General features: G+C 56.4%; 16 protein-coding genes. 9 read left to right on the forward strand and 7 right to left on the reverse strand.

The window, feature by feature from the left end:
- Nucleotides 1–38: 38 nt before the first annotated feature.
- The 5 genes from DHN60_RS00705 to fabB all read right to left on the reverse strand — a co-directional run bounded on the left by DHN60_RS00705 (nucleotide 39) and on the right by fabB (nucleotide 3968).
- Nucleotides 39–419: a hypothetical protein gene (locus DHN60_RS00705; RefSeq protein ID WP_108835357.1), complete on the reverse strand. Its 381-nt coding sequence runs from the start codon at nucleotides 417–419 to the stop codon at nucleotides 39–41.
- Nucleotides 416–1228: an amidohydrolase gene (locus tag DHN60_RS00710; protein ID WP_234423469.1), complete on the reverse strand. Its 813-nt coding sequence runs from the start codon at nucleotides 1226–1228 to the stop codon at nucleotides 416–418. Before DHN60_RS00710 ends, DHN60_RS00705 begins: the two co-directional genes overlap by 4 nt.
- 358 nt (nucleotides 1229–1586) lie before the next feature.
- Nucleotides 1587–1877: a hypothetical protein gene (locus DHN60_RS00715; protein ID WP_159089069.1), complete on the reverse strand. Its 291-nt coding sequence runs from the start codon at nucleotides 1875–1877 to the stop codon at nucleotides 1587–1589.
- A gap of 60 nt (nucleotides 1878–1937) precedes the next feature.
- Nucleotides 1938–2729, reverse strand: a complete 792-nt coding sequence (locus tag DHN60_RS00720) for an enoyl-ACP reductase (RefSeq protein ID WP_108835359.1) — start codon at nucleotides 2727–2729, stop codon at nucleotides 1938–1940.
- Nucleotides 2730–2738: 9 nt separating this feature from the next.
- Nucleotides 2739–3968: a beta-ketoacyl-ACP synthase I gene (fabB, locus tag DHN60_RS00725; protein WP_108835360.1), complete on the reverse strand. Its 1230-nt coding sequence runs from the start codon at nucleotides 3966–3968 to the stop codon at nucleotides 2739–2741.
- A 331-nt stretch (nucleotides 3969–4299) separates the two neighbouring features.
- Between fabB and DHN60_RS00735 the strand changes: the two genes are divergently transcribed.
- The 7 genes from DHN60_RS00735 to DHN60_RS00770 all read left to right on the forward strand — a co-directional run bounded on the left by DHN60_RS00735 (nucleotide 4300) and on the right by DHN60_RS00770 (nucleotide 11330).
- Nucleotides 4300–5337: a YbaY family lipoprotein gene (locus DHN60_RS00735; protein ID WP_108835362.1), complete on the forward strand. Its 1038-nt coding sequence runs from the start codon at nucleotides 4300–4302 to the stop codon at nucleotides 5335–5337.
- A 227-nt stretch (nucleotides 5338–5564) separates the two neighbouring features.
- Nucleotides 5565–6107 (forward strand): 2'-5' RNA ligase family protein, encoded by a 543-nt coding sequence (locus DHN60_RS00745; RefSeq protein ID WP_108835364.1) that lies wholly within the window; start codon nucleotides 5565–5567, stop codon nucleotides 6105–6107.
- Nucleotides 6108–6284: 177 nt separating this feature from the next.
- The gene (locus DHN60_RS00750; RefSeq protein ID WP_108835868.1) at nucleotides 6285–7580 is read left to right on the forward strand and encodes an extracellular solute-binding protein; all 1296 of its coding nucleotides are present in this window, start codon (nucleotides 6285–6287) and stop codon (nucleotides 7578–7580) included.
- A 67-nt stretch (nucleotides 7581–7647) separates the two neighbouring features.
- The gene (locus DHN60_RS00755; protein WP_108835365.1) at nucleotides 7648–8526 is read left to right on the forward strand and encodes an ABC transporter permease subunit; all 879 of its coding nucleotides are present in this window, start codon (nucleotides 7648–7650) and stop codon (nucleotides 8524–8526) included.
- Nucleotides 8526–9371, forward strand: coding sequence for an ABC transporter permease subunit (locus DHN60_RS00760; RefSeq protein ID WP_108835366.1), 846 nt, complete (start codon nucleotides 8526–8528; stop codon nucleotides 9369–9371). The genes DHN60_RS00755 and DHN60_RS00760 overlap by 1 nt, the downstream gene beginning before the upstream one ends.
- Nucleotides 9371–10447 (forward strand): sn-glycerol-3-phosphate ABC transporter ATP-binding protein UgpC, encoded by a 1077-nt coding sequence (ugpC, locus tag DHN60_RS00765; RefSeq protein WP_108835367.1) that lies wholly within the window; start codon nucleotides 9371–9373, stop codon nucleotides 10445–10447. Before DHN60_RS00760 ends, ugpC begins: the two co-directional genes overlap by 1 nt.
- A 133-nt stretch (nucleotides 10448–10580) precedes the next feature.
- Nucleotides 10581–11330, forward strand: a complete 750-nt coding sequence (locus DHN60_RS00770; protein WP_234423470.1) for an ABC transporter permease subunit — start codon at nucleotides 10581–10583, stop codon at nucleotides 11328–11330.
- Nucleotides 11331–11611: 281 nt separating this feature from the next.
- On the opposite strand, the gene fabA is transcribed toward DHN60_RS00770, so the two are convergent.
- Entirely contained in the window at nucleotides 11612–12121 is a 510-nt protein-coding gene (gene fabA / locus DHN60_RS00780) for a bifunctional 3-hydroxydecanoyl-ACP dehydratase/trans-2-decenoyl-ACP isomerase (RefSeq protein ID WP_108835370.1), read from the reverse strand.
- 192 nt (nucleotides 12122–12313) lie between these two features.
- On the opposite strand from fabA, the gene irrA reads away from it, so the two are divergent.
- Together irrA and DHN60_RS00790 are read left to right on the forward strand one after the other, a co-directional pair.
- Complete coding sequence (irrA, locus tag DHN60_RS00785; protein WP_108835371.1) at nucleotides 12314–12733, forward strand: iron response transcriptional regulator IrrA; 420 nt, start codon at nucleotides 12314–12316, stop codon at nucleotides 12731–12733.
- Nucleotides 12734–12736: 3 nt separating this feature from the next.
- Entirely contained in the window at nucleotides 12737–13519 is a 783-nt protein-coding gene (locus tag DHN60_RS00790; RefSeq protein ID WP_108835372.1) for a phytanoyl-CoA dioxygenase family protein, read from the forward strand.
- Between the two features lie 47 nt (nucleotides 13520–13566).
- Here DHN60_RS00790 and DHN60_RS00795 read toward each other — a convergent pair whose 3' ends face one another.
- A complete protein-coding gene (locus DHN60_RS00795) occupies nucleotides 13567–14478 on the reverse strand; it encodes a LysR family transcriptional regulator (protein WP_108835373.1) in 912 nt (303 codons plus the stop codon).
- Nucleotides 14479–14559: the final 81 nt, after the last annotated feature.

The raw sequence follows: 14559 nt of genomic DNA on the forward strand, positions 1-14559 counted from the left end.
AGCGCCCCAAAAAAGCATGGCGCAAATGAACCCGCGTATCATTGCAATTCAGTCGTTTGGGTATAGCGGGTAACGCCGGTCTGGTCATACAGGTCCATTTGTATTTCCCAGACACCCGGCATGTGAAACAGCATGCCATCCACACGAAACGCGCCTTCGCCCAAATTAATAACAGTGGGGGTGTAATTCATCCCGTGCTGGTGCGCAGGCATTATGGCGTCAACCATGAGTTTCTGGATGATCCTATCACCGCAAACAACGATTTTGACCGAAAAAGGCTGGGCCAGCTGCATGTCGTCCAGAAACATTTCCACGCGAGGCGCGTTTTGGTCTAACGAGGTCAAAGGCAGGCCAGTGCCGTCGCAGGCCAAGGCGCTCATCGGCCAAAGCGCGCCCAAAACGAATGCCAGCCGTTTCATTTTGTCTTCAGCATGCGTTCTGCGTTGGCAAAGGCAATGTTGTCCGCAATGTCATCCGGCAAAGTGTCGATCCATTCCCGGGAAAACGTGGCGTGGGGGCCAACATAATACCAGCGTTCGGGGGCGAATGTGTCGGTGCCGACCATGAACCGGTCTGGGTGGGTCTCAAATGCGGCCCTCCAATCAGGATCAATCTTACCGCGCGTCGCCATATCTGATCGATAGGCCAAATCCGCCCAAAGCCGTGGATATGTGTTCAATGCATCCACAACATTTGCCGGATCGACAAACCCTGAATGCGCCCACAAAACCCGCGCGTCAGGCCACGTTTCAAAGATCAGGTCCAACGCTGCGCGATCACCGTGATGGTGCAAAAGCAAATTGCGTTCACGGGCCAAGACGATCAGGCGCTGCAACACAGGAGTTTTGATATCGTCGCCAAAGGCATGGAATTCTCCGATGGCTTCGTAGTGGTTGGTCGCCAGATTTTTCTCAAGATAGTCGATCACAGAAAGATCGTTCATCCACGTTCCAATCGCACCCCGCCGGGCATAGGGGCGCAAAGCGGGAACGATGATATCCGGGGCTGCGGCCTTTAATAACTGCGTGCCATTGTCGTCCGAACTCGAAACCAATGCCTTACGAACACCAGCGTCTCGCAAGATTTTCACAGCTTGCTCCGGTGGGACGGTCAACACCGCGTCGTGGCTGTAATGGATATGCGCATCAAAGATTGGCCGGTCTTGGCCAAATGCCGCACCTGACAACGATAGTACGCTCAGAAGAAAAAGGACCGGTCGGAAGATCATGCGCTTTGCTAAACTGTTGTTTGAACCCTCCTCACAGTATTTTACGACGAGGGGAAAGCAACCTGAAACGCGGGTGCAGTTTCGTGGTAATACACCCAAACAGATGTAATGATGTCTGATGTCGCAACAAGGCAAACCATCGCGGCGCGCGTCCCAATCACAACGCCTCTGACCAACTTTCAGGTCCTGCGAACACTTAGACGGTAATTTGCCTCAGGCGGCCACCCAAGATCGGTGTGTTGTGATAGGCGCTCTGTACTTTTGTTACGGACCTAACGCGATGTGCGCTGGCGCGGAAAACTGCCGGAAAAGTGCTGGTTTCCAAGACACAGTTTGCCAAAACGACAAACCCAATCCCTCAGTTGCCGAATGACCCGCTGCCCCGGCGCACGGGGATCGCGTTACTGGGCATTGATCGGACGTGGGTATCGTCTGACCTGTCTACAGTGCGCAAGGCCTCTGGCACATCCGTTCCATGGGACCAGGCAACAGCGTCACTGATCAGTTGCGGATGCAAAAACAATGAAAACATCAGCCCCGCACCAGTCAGCGCAAACAGCGTGCTCGCCAGAAGTTTGGCCCGCCGGGTCCGCGCCGCGCGGCGCTCAAAGGCCCGCTCATGTGCGCGGGCACGGTATACTTCTGACATTTCCATGACACCGCCCTATCGCTCTACTTTGGCGAGAATTTGGCGACAAAATGGTAAAGTTCAGAGGTGATCTGGCTGCGGCATACCCAGCACATGAAAACCACCATCGACGCGAATGATCTCTCCGGTCGTGCACGCGCCCGCGTCCGAACACAGATAGACGGCGGTGCCGCCCACCGCTTCAAGCGTAGCATTGCTGCGCAAAGGCGCGTTCTGGTCTGTGTGCTTGTAGGTCTTGCGTGCGCCCCCGATGGCCGCACCGGCAAGAGTTTTCATCGGTCCGGGCGAAATGGCGTTCACGCGGATGCCTTCGGGCCCCAGATCATTGGCCAGATAGCGGGTGGCGGATTCCAAAGCGGCCTTGGCCACGCCCATCACGTTATAGCTGGGCACAACGCGGTTGCTGCCTTGATAGGTCAGAGTCAGCAGCGTGCCGCCATTCTCAATCATCAGCGGATGAGCGCGCCGCGCCACCTCAATAAAGCTGTAGGCAGAGATATCCATCGAGTGTTTGAAATTGGCACGCGACGTGTTCAGGAACCGCCCCGTCAGCTCGGATTTGTCCGAAAACGCGATGGCATGGACCACAAAGTCGATCGTAGGCCAGCGGGCACCAAGCGCGTCAAAGGCTGCATCAAGTGACGCATCGTCGGTCACGTCCACGTCCACCATGAAATCCGACCCGACGCTTGCCGCTAATGGCTCCAGCCGCTTGCCAAAGGCCTCGCCCTGATAGGTGAACGCCAGTTCGGCCCCCGCCTCATGCAGCGCCTTGGCGATCCCCCACGCGATTGAGCGGTCATTGGCGACCCCCATGATCAGACCGCGTTTACCTTGCATCAAATCGGACATGTTCAGTATTTACCCGTGAAATTTCGACAGGATCATCGACCCGTTCGTGCCACCAAACCCGAACGAGTTGGTCATAACGCAATCAAGCCCTGCATCGTTGCGCAGTGCGGTTGCGATCTCTGCGGGATCCAGCGCCTCATCCAGTGTTTCCACGTTGATTGAGGGCGCAATGAAATCATGTTCCAGCATCAAAAGGCTAAAGATCGCCTCAAGCGCGCCCGCCGCGCCCTGCGCGTGGCCCGTCATCGATTTGGTAGAACTGACCGGGGGGGTCGTGCCCTGACCAAACACCCGGCGCACTGCCTCGATCTCACCCACATCGCCAACCGGGGTCGAAGTGCCGTGCGCGTTGATGTAGCTGACAGTGCGGCCCTCGGGCAGCGTCTCAAGGGCGACACGCATAGCGCGCTCGCCACCCTCGCCAGAGGGGGCCACCATGTCATGGCCATCGGACGTGGCGGCATAGCCTGTCACTTCGGCGTAAATCTTGGCACCGCGCGCGCGGGCGTGTTCCAACTCTTCCAGCACCACGATGCCGCCACCACCCGAAATCACGAACCCGTCGCGGTTGGCGTCAAAGGCACGGCTGGCCGTGGCGGGCGCGTCATTGTACTTGGACGACATGGCGCCCATCGCATCGAACAGGCAGGACAGGGTCCAATCCAGTTCTTCGGCGCCACCGGCAAACATCACGTCCTGCTTGCCCAGCATGATCTGCTCGGCCGCGTTGCCAATGCAATGGAGCGATGTCGAACAGGCCGAGGTGATGGAATAGTTGATGCCTTTGATCTTGTAGGCCGTGGCAAGGTTCGCGCTGATGGTCGAAGACATGCACTTGGGCACCGCAAAGGGGCCAATGCGCTTGGTCGCGCCGGTCTTCAGCACTGTCTGATGCGCGGCAAGCATGGCCGAGGTCGACGGCCCGCCAGAACCTGCAACCAAGCCGGTACGCGGGTTCACGATATCGGACTCGTCCAGACCCGCATCCGCAATCGCTTGGCTCATGGCGATATGCGCATAGGCCGCGCCGGGACCCATGAACCGCAACGTGCGCTTTTCAACATGCTCGGCAACATCCAGTTTCAACGTGCCCGCAATCTGACTGCGGAACCCGTGTTCGGCCATCTCGTCAGAGGCGACAATGCCTGACGCACCCGCCTTGAGCGAAGCCAACACTTCGTCTGCGTTGTTCCCGATGGATGAGACGATGCCCAATCCGGTGACGACAACTCTTTTCATTTGCAAACCTCAGGTTTGACGCCGGGCACAACGGTTGCCCCCGCGCGTTTTACTGCCAGTCCCATGTAGGACAGGGGGGCGGGGGCGTGCAAGGAGATAGGGGGGAGTGTGTCACTGATCCGGCGCCGGGCTGGCCTGCGTCCCGCCCATGTGTGCGATACAAACGGTCGGTTCTGATGCCACAGGGCGAGCAGGGCAGGCGGCAAGAAAGCGACCCCACCGGTGCTCCGATCCACACAAACGCGTCCAGAAAATGCAAGGACTTGTTTGATGGACATGTGATATTTACCTGCAATACTGACCGATCAAACATCAATAAAGGATCGCGCCGATGCGGGCTCTTGTATACATTATCGCGGTGGTTCTGGCTGTCGCAGGAAGTGCGGCGACTGCCATGGAAACAATAAACGTTTCCGCTTCATACCGTGAGCGGATTGCCATGCTACCGGGGGTGACCTTCGAGGTGCAGCTAGAAGACGTGTCTCTGGCGGACGCACCGGCGAAAGTTCTTAGCAAGGTGACGGTCGAGGATGCGGGCAATCCTCCCTACAACGTCGCGCTGCCCTACAACCCGGACGTTATTCAGGATGGGCGACGCTATACAGTGCGGGCCAGCTTGCGGATGGGCGACAAATTGCTTTTCACAACAGACACCCATACGCCCGTCTTGACCCAAGACGCAGGCACGGACGCCTCGATCACCATGGTCAAGGTGCAGGCCCGCACACAGTCAAGCCGGCGCGTCATCGGAGAGTTCGTGTATTTCGCGGATGCAGCCACGTTTACGCCATGCGGAAGCGACGAAACCTATCCAGTTGCAATGGAGGGTGCGTATCTGGACGCCGAACGCGCCTACCGCGACGCACAGGCCGAACCTGGGGCGCCAACTGTTGTCGTCTTTGACGGACAAATCGCGAAACGCGAAGGTATGGAAGGCGGCCAGCGCGATATGGTTGTGATCGACCGGCTGGCCGGGTTCGTGCCCGGTCTGACCTGTGAACGCGCGATGGCAGATTCAGAAATCGGTGACGCCTACTGGCGCATACTGTCGATTGGCGGCGAACCGCTCGATGCCGCCAACGGCGAGCGCGAACCGCACATCATCTTTCGCTCCGGCCAAGCGGCGTTCGCCTCGACGGTTGGCTGCAACACAGTCAATGGCGGCTACGTGCTGGATGGATCATCTCTGACGTTGCAACCGGGGCCAATGACGCTGATGGCGTGCCCACCGCCTCTTGATAAGATCGAACAGGCGTGGGTTCGGGGCATCGCGTCCGTCAGCGAAGCCATCGTGACAGGCCCCACGATGGAATTGCGCAACGCCCAAGGAGACACCATCGCGTTTCTGGAGAACGTGGCGTTGCAGTGATCTGCTCTGCTAGGGGCGCACCACAAAACTCTGTCGGGTGCCATGCTGAATGGCACCTGACCGCTCCGCGCCCACAGCGAACCCTGCAAGGGGTGAAAAACCTGGCGGCCTTTTGATGCCGGACCCTGTTTGCTGTTTGTATGAATTGACGTTCGGGCGCTGGATTTCGAGTGACTGACACAAGATGATGAACATCAATGACCCATGTTTAAACCTAGGGGTGAGACATGCAAAATAATATGGATGTGGAACAGCCGCATTCAATTTGGTTGTGCCCAACCGCCACCGCCAACCAGCATCTTCAAAACACGATTGATGATATCGCGGACCATGAAGGAACGCCGTCTTTTGCGCCGCATGTTACGCTGTTGGGCGATATCGTTGCAGCACCACGCCACACAGAATCCCTTTGCCGTCTGGCGTTTGCGCAAACTGCCGTGGTGGACGCCAGAATCGAGGGGCTGGCAATGACAAACCTGTTCTTCATGTCCCTTTTTGCTGATCTGGATGTGCCGTCATATTTGCATGATGTGCGCCGCACATTGGCAGACAGGCTGGGGCTGGACGTGGCGCCAGACTTCAGGCCGCACCTCAGCTTGGCTTATGGGCTCGCCCGCGATGCGCAGGCCCGTCAGTTCACGCGAACAACGCCCACAGTATCACAGGGGCAAAACCTGTTATTGGACACCGTGGTGATTGCATCTTCGTCAAGCACGTTGCCAATCAACCTTTGGAAGCCATTGCTTAAAATCAAGCTGGTGAGTGAGTGATTTGGGTGCTTCTTAAGCTGACCAATGCGCGTTTGAGTTGACACCCTAAAAAAATAATGACTTGCTGCTGAGACGCGTGGACCTGCATTGACGCAATTTTCGTCATATGCCCGTTACTAGATGGTCCTAAAGCCAAAGCTGTTGATCAACAACAGCTACAAACCGGGAGAAAAATTCATGAAAAGCCTAGCCTTGCTGACGGCGGGTCTTGCGACCTTTGCAACAGCATCCCTTGCACAAACTGAAATCCAATTCTGGCACGCCATGGGCGGCCGTCTTGGTGAAGTCGTTGAAGAAGTGGCGGAAAAATACAACGCCAGCCAAAGCGACTATGTTTTGGTACCGACCTACAAAGGTGGTTACGAGGACACAATGACCGCCGGTATCGCGGCGTTCCGTGCGAAACAACAGCCAAACCTGATCCAGATTTTCGATGCTGGCGCAGCAACGATTATCAATGCTCCCGGTGCGACAATCCCAGTTGCGGATTTGCTCACGCAATACGAAGGCGGCTTTAACGGAGCGGACTTCATTGAAGGCGTGCGCTATTTCTATGCCGACAGCGACGGAAAGATGATCGGCATGCCGTTCAACTCTTCCACGCCTCTTCTCTATTATAACAAGGATATCCTCGCCGAAGTAGGCATCGATGCTCCACCCAGCACGTGGGAAGAGTTCGAATCCATGGCGCCGAAAATCAAGGAAGCCGGTTATCAAGCTCTGGCGCAAAGCCACAGCCCTTGGATTTTCTCGGAAAACTTCCATAGCCGCCACAACCTTCAGCTTGCCACAGGCAACAATGGGTATGACAGCACCGACGTGGAAATTCTCTACAACAACGACGCGATGAAAATGCACTGGTCCAAAGTCAAAGAGTGGCTGGATGCAGGTTACTATGGCTTCTACGGCCGTGGTTGGGGTGACAACCAGGATGCGTTTGTCCAGAAGAAAACAGCCATGTGGCTCGGCTCTTCGGGGTCATTCGGAGGTCTGAAAGCAAGCACAGACTTCGAGTTCGGTACAACCTATCTGCCATATTGGTCATCGGTCATCGAAGAGCCGAAAAGCACGTTCATCGGCGGCGCTGCTCTGTTTGCGATGGCAGGCAAGAGCGACGAAGAAAATGAAGCGACAGCTGACTTTCTCAAGTTCCTGAGCAGCTCAGAAATCCAGTATTTCTGGCACAAAGAAACTGGCTATGTCCCGATCACAAACGCCGCTTATGACATGGCGAAGGCCGATGGCTACTACGGCACTACGCCAGATGCCGAAATCGGTATCTTGCAGCTGAGCCAACCAGGTGGTGAATGGACAAAAGGCTATCGTTTGGGCTTCTACGTGCAAATCCGCGACGTGATGTACAACGCCTTTGACGATATCTTCTCTGGCGAAGCATCTGTGGATGAAGCGTTCGCGGCCATCGAAAAAGGCGCCAATGAGTTGCTGGTTCGCTTTGACGCGACGGTAAAATAAGTAACCAAAACTTCAGCCAGCGGGGCAATGGGCTTCGCTGGCTGTCATCATTCGACCAGGGGGTTATATGAAGCGCGTACAATTCGAGCATAGCGCAATTCCGTATATGTTCATCGCGCCACAGATCATCATTATTGTGGTGTTCTTTCTTTGGCCCGCGGCGCAGGCGGTTTATCAGTCTTTCCTGCTTGAGGATGCCTTTGGGCTGTCCTCGCAGTTTGTTTGGTTCCGAAACTACTCTGACACAATTTTCAATGACGCATGGCTGCAGGCCGCGGGGTTCACCATTGTGTTCTCGACGCTGGTCACAGCCCTGTCGCTGGGGCTTGCACTATTGTTGGCGGTCAAGGCCAACGAAGTGATCCGCGGGGCCAGCACATACAAAACCCTGCTGATGTGGGCATACGCGATTGCGCCACCCGTCGCGGGCCTGATGGGCAATCTCATGTTCAATCCGCTGATCGGGGATCTCTACATCTTTATGAACTCGATTGGGTTCGACTTTGACCACAAACTTGACCCCTACGACGCCGGGTTTGTTGTGGTCCTGATCTCGGTCTGGAAACAGGTAAGCGTGAACTTTATCTTCTTCTTGTCGGGCCTTCAGGGCATTCCCAAAGGCGTGCAAGAGGCGGCATTGATGGACTGCAAATCTTCGACGCGCAGGTTCTGGACAATCACGTTCCCGCTTTTGGCGCCGACGACCTTCTTCCTGATGGTGATCAACATCACCTACGCGTTCTTTGAAACCTTCGGGATCATCGACACGACAACGCAAGGCGCGCCGGGTGGGGCGACAACAACGCTTGTCTACAAGGTTTTCCAGGACGGTTTTCGCGGTGCTGACATCGGCGGGTCGTCCGCGCAGTCGGTTGTTTTGATGATAATGGTTCTGGTTCTGACGGTCATCCAGTTCCGATTTATCGAGAAAAAGGTGCATTACTGATGGAACGTGTCCCAATCAGCACCCACATCATCCTAATTCTGGGCGCACTTTTCATGACGCTGCCGGTTTGGGTTGCCTTTGCGACATCGACCCATGCACCGGAAACGATCCTGCGCGAAGGGCTTCAGTTCTGGCCGGGCCCGCATTTCTTTGAAACCTACAACGAAGTCTTGTTCGTTGAGGGTGGTGTGATGAAAAAAGTCACGGCCACCACCATGCTGAAAAATTCGATGATCCTCGGGGTCGGCTTTGCCATCGGCAAAGTCATCATTTCGATGCTGGCGGCTTATGCGATCGTCTACTTCCGTTTCCGGCTGGGTGTTCCGCTGTTCTGGGTCATCTTCATGACGCTGTTGCTGCCGTTAGAAGTCCGCATCATTCCGTCATATGAAGTGGTCGCCAATATGGGGCTGCTGGATACCAAAGCAGGCTTGATTATTCCGCTGATTGCCTCTGCGACGGGCACGTTCTTCTTTCGCCAGTTTTTCAAGTCGGTGCCAGACGAGTTGCTAGAGGCCGCGCGTCTGGATGGTGCATCCGCATGGGGATTTTTCATTGATATTCTGGTGCCGCTGTCCAAGACGATGATCGCTGCGATCCTCATCATCATGTTTGTTGTCGGATGGAACCAATACCTCTGGCCGCTTATCATGACGACAAAAGAAGAAAACTACACGCTCGTCATTGGCATCAAGCAAATCTATCAAGTGCTCAATGAAGGTGGGGAACTGCCGCAATTCCAGAAAGCTTTCGCTCTGACTATTCTGGCTACCCTGCCGCCGGTCCTGGTGGTGCTGATATTCCAAAGATGGTTCGTGAAGGGCCTCGTCGAAAGTGAGAAGTAATGGCTCAGGTTGAACTCAAACAAGTCCGCAAAACCTACCCCAATGGCGCCGAGGCAATCTTTGGCGTGGATATGCAAATTGACGACGGCGAACTCATCGTGTTCGTCGGGCCGTCTGGCTGTGGCAAGTCTACGCTCCTGCGCATGGTTGCAGGTCTGGAAAGTGTGACCAGCGGTGACATCCTGATCGGTGACCGCGTGATCAACGACGTGTCTCCGTCCGAAAGGGACGTGGCGATGGTGTTCCAGAACTACGCGCTTTACCCACACATGAGCGTGCGCGGGAACATGTCTTACGGGTTGAAAAACCGGAAAATGGACAAAGCAGAGATCGAGCGGCGGATCACGGATGCGGCCAAGATGCTCAAGATCGACAAGTTCCTTGATCGCCAGCCCAACCAGTTGTCAGGCGGGCAACGTCAGCGGGTCGCAATGGGGCGGGCGATTGTGCGCAACCCACAGGTTTTTCTGTTTGATGAGCCACTGTCGAACCTTGATGCAAAGCTTCGTGTGCAGATGCGTATCGAGATCAAGAAACTCCAACGCCGCATGAATGTGACGTCAATCTACGTGACGCACGACCAGACCGAGGCGATGACACTTGCCGACAGGCTTGCCGTCATCAACGAGGGGCGTGTGGAACAGATGGGCGCGCCGATGGAGTTGTATTCCAACCCGCGCACTCTGTTCGTGGCGTCGTTTATCGGCTCGCCTGCGATCAATCTGATCCCTGCAAAGTTCGATGGGACCTCTTTGATCGCTGGGGATATGGCGCTTGCTGGGTTCTCTGACCTCCCAACAGACAAAGATCTGGTTCTGGGCGTGCGCCCCGACGTATTGACGGTATCTGACGAGGGTCAGTTTTCGATCAATGTAGATCTGGTTGAACAGCATGGCGGCGAGAACCTGATTTACGGGTCTTTGCCGAGCATGGTTTCGGATGCCGGTGATGTGCAAGAGATTTGCCTCAAGGCATCGCAATCCTTGCTGCCGGGGCTCGACGAAAAAATGACTCTGGCCTTTAACCCCGAAGATGCATTCGTATTTGAAAAGGATACAGGTGCGCGGCTTAAATGAACGCCGTACCAAGCCTCGTACCTCGTCCTTTTAAATGCGCCTGAACCCCAATCAGAAGCTGGCTCGCTCGGCTTGGCTGGATCATGTCATTTTGATTTTGGGGTCGACGTTTTTAATGCTGCCCATTTTCTTGATGATCGTATCTTCGACGCATACGTCATCCGTAATTTCTCAGCAGGGCTTGCAGTTTTGGCCCGGCACACAGGCCGGTGCTAACTATGCGCAGGTGGCCCGCCTCGAGGCAGGCTTTACCGATCAGATCACGGCTTTGGCGATGCTAAAGAATTCGCTCGTTATTGCCGTATCGATTGCATCGCTAACGACCGTACTTTCGATGATGGCCGCTTATGCGATTGTATTCTTCAAGTTTTCTGTCGCGGGCTTTTTGTTCTGGCTGACCATGTTGACCTTATTGCTCCCGCTAGAAAGCCGCTTTGTGACGACCTTTCAGGTGGCGGCCACTTTGGGCTTGGTGAATACCTTTGGGGGAATGGTTTTGCCGGCCCTTGCAATAGCATTGGGAACACTGTTTTTCCGCCAGCTTTTTTTGTCTTTTCCCAATGAATATCTGGAAGCGGCCAAGCTCGACGGGGCAGGCCCTGTACGGTTCTTTTGGGACTTTATCGTTCCGCTGGCGTGGCGTCGCGGTGGGGCGATATTCGTGGTGTCGTTTATGATCGGGTGGAACCAATATCTTTGGCCGCTCATGCTCAGTACGGACGAGTCCCGTTATACAGTTTTGCGCGGGATCAGATTGATCGGTTTGGAAAGTGCCTCGGGCATGGCCCTCGGTGTTTTGACGATCCTACCGCCTTTGATCTTGGTGATCCTGTTTCAACGGTATTTCTTCCAAGCGCTGGTCGATACCAAGGACTCTTTTTGACAGCGGAGTGTTCAGCAAAAACGGCCCGCCTTTTTGTGGCGTGAACCGTGTCACGCACAAATGGAGAAAAGAGGTGGCAGCCAAGTCCGCACGGCGGACGGTGCCAACGGCCCCGGTTGATCATCCGCAGCGGGGCAGTGTTCATGGTTTGCTAAAAATCACCACCGAACGCTGCGCTTATTTTAAGACGAATGCAAATAACGATGCGGTGCACAGTCTGTGCGCACGCAGTTTCGAACGTCGCCTTTGAGGTGCAATCGAGGTGTCGCGCAGGCGCTGGCTTAGCTCTCGCTCAGGGCGACCTTCATGTCTTTGACTTCATAGATCACTTCGCCGTCTGCCTCGACGATGCCGTCCGCAACGCCCATGGTCAGGCGGCGAGTCTGGATCGCTTTGGTAAAGTCGATCTTGTAGGTCAGCATTTTGCGGTCCGGACGGACCATGCCCTTCAGTTTGACCTCGCCCACGCCAAGGGCATAGCCGCGCCCCTGCCAGCCGCGCCAGCCGAGGTTAAAGCCAGTGAGTTGCCACAGGCCGTCAAGGCCAAGACAGCCGGGCATGATCGGGTTGCCGGGAAAGTGGCACTCAAAGAACCACAGATCGGGAGTGATATCGAACTCTGCCACGATGTGGCCTTTGCCATGCGCGCCGCCGTCGCCAGAAACGTCCGTGATCCGGTCCATCATCAGCATCGGCGGTGCGGGCAGTTGCGCATTGCCGGGTCCGAACAGGTCTCCGGCGGCGCATTTCAGCAAGCCCTCTTTGTCAAAGCTCGTGGGATAATCTGCCATGGTCAGCCTCTTCGTGTGCGCGCGGGCTATAGGGGCCCCAGGGTCGGTCTCCGTTTAGCATCGCCGGGTCCGTCTGTGCAAGGGCAGGGCAGGAGGACCACAGCCCTGTGGCATAATGTGTTAACACTGATTTTCAATTGAATTGCGGGCCCCTTCGACCTTATATGTTAAGCGACGAAGACGAGGATCACGATGGCACAGGGTCAACAGGACATTGAAACCAAATGGCTCGCAGGCGCCGGCCTGCGCCCCACGCGGCAACGTATGGCGCTTGCCTCGCTTTTGATTGGCGACGGTCAACACCGCCACGTCACCGCCGAAAGCCTGTTTGACGCGGCCAAATCCCAAGGCGACGGCGTGTCTCTGGCCACCGTATACAACACCCTGCGCGCCTTCTGCGATGCCGGACTGATGCAAGAAGTGATGGTAGACGGCTCCAAAAGCTACTTTGACACCAACACGCACGACCACCCGCATTTCTTCTGGGAAGACGAGGCCAAGCTGACAGACGCGCCATCCGATCAACTGGTGATCGCACAACTGCCAGACGCACCTGACGGGGCCGAGATCGCCTCGGTCGACGTGGTGATCCGGCTGCGCCGCAAACCCTGACCCATGACTGACGTCACCGCGCAAGACGCCGCCACCTATCAGGCCGACGGCGTTGTGCTGATCCGCGGGCTCTTTGACGATCATGTGGACACCCTGCGGGCAGGCATCGCGCGCAACATGGCCGAACCGGGGCCCTATGCGTCCACCAACGACCGGGCGGGCGATACCGGGCTCTTCTTTGACGACTACTGCAATTGGGAACGAATCCCGGAATTCCACGCACCCGTGCACGATCCAGCCATTGCGCGCGCGGCGGCAACGCTCATGGGCAGCAACACCGTGCAAATGTTCCATGACCACGTGCTGGTGAAAGAACCGGGAACCTCGATGGCGACACCATGGCATCAGGACGCACCCTATTACTTCGTCGAAGGGACACAGACAGTCAGCTTCTGGTCACCGCTCGATCCGGTGCGGGACGCGTCCTTGCGCTGCGTGGCGGGTTCTCACCTCTGGGAAAAAGACGTGCTGCCCACGCGCTGGGCGTCAGAGACCGCCTTTTTCGAAGGCGACTACATGGCAATCCCTGATCCAGAGGCCGAAGGGATGCGGATCGTGGAATTTGAAATGGAACCGGGTGACGCGGTCGCCTTCCACTTTCGCACACTGCACGGCGCGCGGGGCAATCACAGCGATGCGCGCAGACGGGCCTTTTCGCTGCGGCTGGTTGGGGACGATGCACACTATGTCACGCGGCCCGGCCCAACATCGCCGCCCTTCCCGGGGCACGATATGGTGCCCGGGCAACGACTGCGCAGCGACTGGTTTCCCATGCTGCTTGCCTAAGGCACGCCCGTTCTCACTCAAGGGTCCGAAACCAAATCGCCTCGCGCCTACACAGGCACGCGCAGATCCGGGTGATCGTCGATAAATGCCTCGAAATAATCTGCAAAGGTGCCAACCACCGGGGGCAAGCGCTCGTAGGGGGGGTAAAACAGGGTCAGCCACAAAGACGGAATGGACCAGTCCGGCAAAACTTCGATCACCGCGCCAGATTGCAAACCATCTGCGGTGATAAAATCAGGCAGCACACAAATGCCCTCGCCAATCCGCGCCATGGCATACAGAAAATCACCATTGTTCGAGATCACGGTTTTGCCCGCACGGACAGTGCGTTGCGCCCCGGCGCGGGCAAAGGACCACACTTCCGGTTCCCCTTTGGCACCATAGGACATCAACGGCGCGGCGATCAGATCGTCGGGATGTTGCGGACGGGGCAGCCAGTCAAACAAGGCAGGGGCTGCGATGGCACGCCGGGGCACCTCACACAGCTTGCGCCAAATGGTGGATTTGTCTGTGGGTGGGCCCGACACACGCACCGCCAGATCACAATTTTCCTCAATCACGTCGATCAGAGTGTCGGTGAAATTGATCTCGACCGATATGCCGGGATAGGCCAGTCGAAAGCCCGCAATAACCTGCGGTAACAGGGCGATGCCCAGTGAAATGGGTGCAGTCAGGCGCAGATGCCCCGCATCCGGGCGGACAGAGCGTTGCAGGTCTTGGGTGACCTCTTCGAACCCTTCCAGCAGCGGGCGGTAACGGGACAAGACGGTCGCCCCGGCGCTGGTCAACGCAACCTGCCGCGTGGTGCGCACCAACAATTGCGCGCCAAGGTCCTGTTCCAACTGGTTGATGATCCGGGTCACAGACGCAGGTGCAAGGTCAAGCGCACGAGCCGCCTGTGAAAAGCTTTTGAGGTCAGAAACCGCGCGCAGCACCCTAATGGGTTTCAACTCGATCATACGGCAGTCATAATTCCGTTTTCATCAATAATAAATGGATATCTTTGTCCATTTATTTTGCCACCCAAGCGCGTATGTCTA

It is taken from the genome of Tateyamaria sp. Alg231-49 (assembly GCF_900143535.1).
Taxonomy (GTDB): Bacteria; Pseudomonadota; Alphaproteobacteria; order Rhodobacterales; family Rhodobacteraceae; genus Tateyamaria.

Coding starts and splice junctions, on each gene's coding strand:
- ugpC (WP_108835367.1), top strand. CDS start 9,371: ATGGCTCAGGTTGAACTCAAACAAGTCCGCAAAACCTACCCCAATGGC.
- DHN60_RS00795 (WP_108835373.1), bottom strand. CDS start 14,478: ATGATCGAGTTGAAACCCATTAGGGTGCTGCGCGCGGTTTCTGACCTC.
- DHN60_RS00720 (WP_108835359.1), bottom strand. CDS start 2,729: ATGTCCGATTTGATGCAAGGTAAACGCGGTCTGATCATGGGGGTCGCC.
- irrA (WP_108835371.1), top strand. CDS start 12,314: ATGGCACAGGGTCAACAGGACATTGAAACCAAATGGCTCGCAGGCGCC.
- DHN60_RS00755 (WP_108835365.1), top strand. CDS start 7,648: ATGAAGCGCGTACAATTCGAGCATAGCGCAATTCCGTATATGTTCATC.
- DHN60_RS00760 (WP_108835366.1), top strand. CDS start 8,526: ATGGAACGTGTCCCAATCAGCACCCACATCATCCTAATTCTGGGCGCA.
- fabA (WP_108835370.1), bottom strand. CDS start 12,121: ATGGCAGATTATCCCACGAGCTTTGACAAAGAGGGCTTGCTGAAATGC.
- DHN60_RS00705 (WP_108835357.1), bottom strand. CDS start 419: ATGAAACGGCTGGCATTCGTTTTGGGCGCGCTTTGGCCGATGAGCGCC.
- DHN60_RS00710 (WP_234423469.1), bottom strand. CDS start 1,228: ATGATCTTCCGACCGGTCCTTTTTCTTCTGAGCGTACTATCGTTGTCA.
- DHN60_RS00745 (WP_108835364.1), top strand. CDS start 5,565: ATGCAAAATAATATGGATGTGGAACAGCCGCATTCAATTTGGTTGTGC.
- fabB (WP_108835360.1), bottom strand. CDS start 3,968: ATGAAAAGAGTTGTCGTCACCGGATTGGGCATCGTCTCATCCATCGGG.
- DHN60_RS00790 (WP_108835372.1), top strand. CDS start 12,737: ATGACTGACGTCACCGCGCAAGACGCCGCCACCTATCAGGCCGACGGC.
- DHN60_RS00735 (WP_108835362.1), top strand. CDS start 4,300: ATGCGGGCTCTTGTATACATTATCGCGGTGGTTCTGGCTGTCGCAGGA.
- DHN60_RS00770 (WP_234423470.1), top strand. CDS start 10,581: ATGATCGTATCTTCGACGCATACGTCATCCGTAATTTCTCAGCAGGGC.
- DHN60_RS00750 (WP_108835868.1), top strand. CDS start 6,285: ATGAAAAGCCTAGCCTTGCTGACGGCGGGTCTTGCGACCTTTGCAACA.
- DHN60_RS00715 (WP_159089069.1), bottom strand. CDS start 1,877: ATGTCAGAAGTATACCGTGCCCGCGCACATGAGCGGGCCTTTGAGCGC.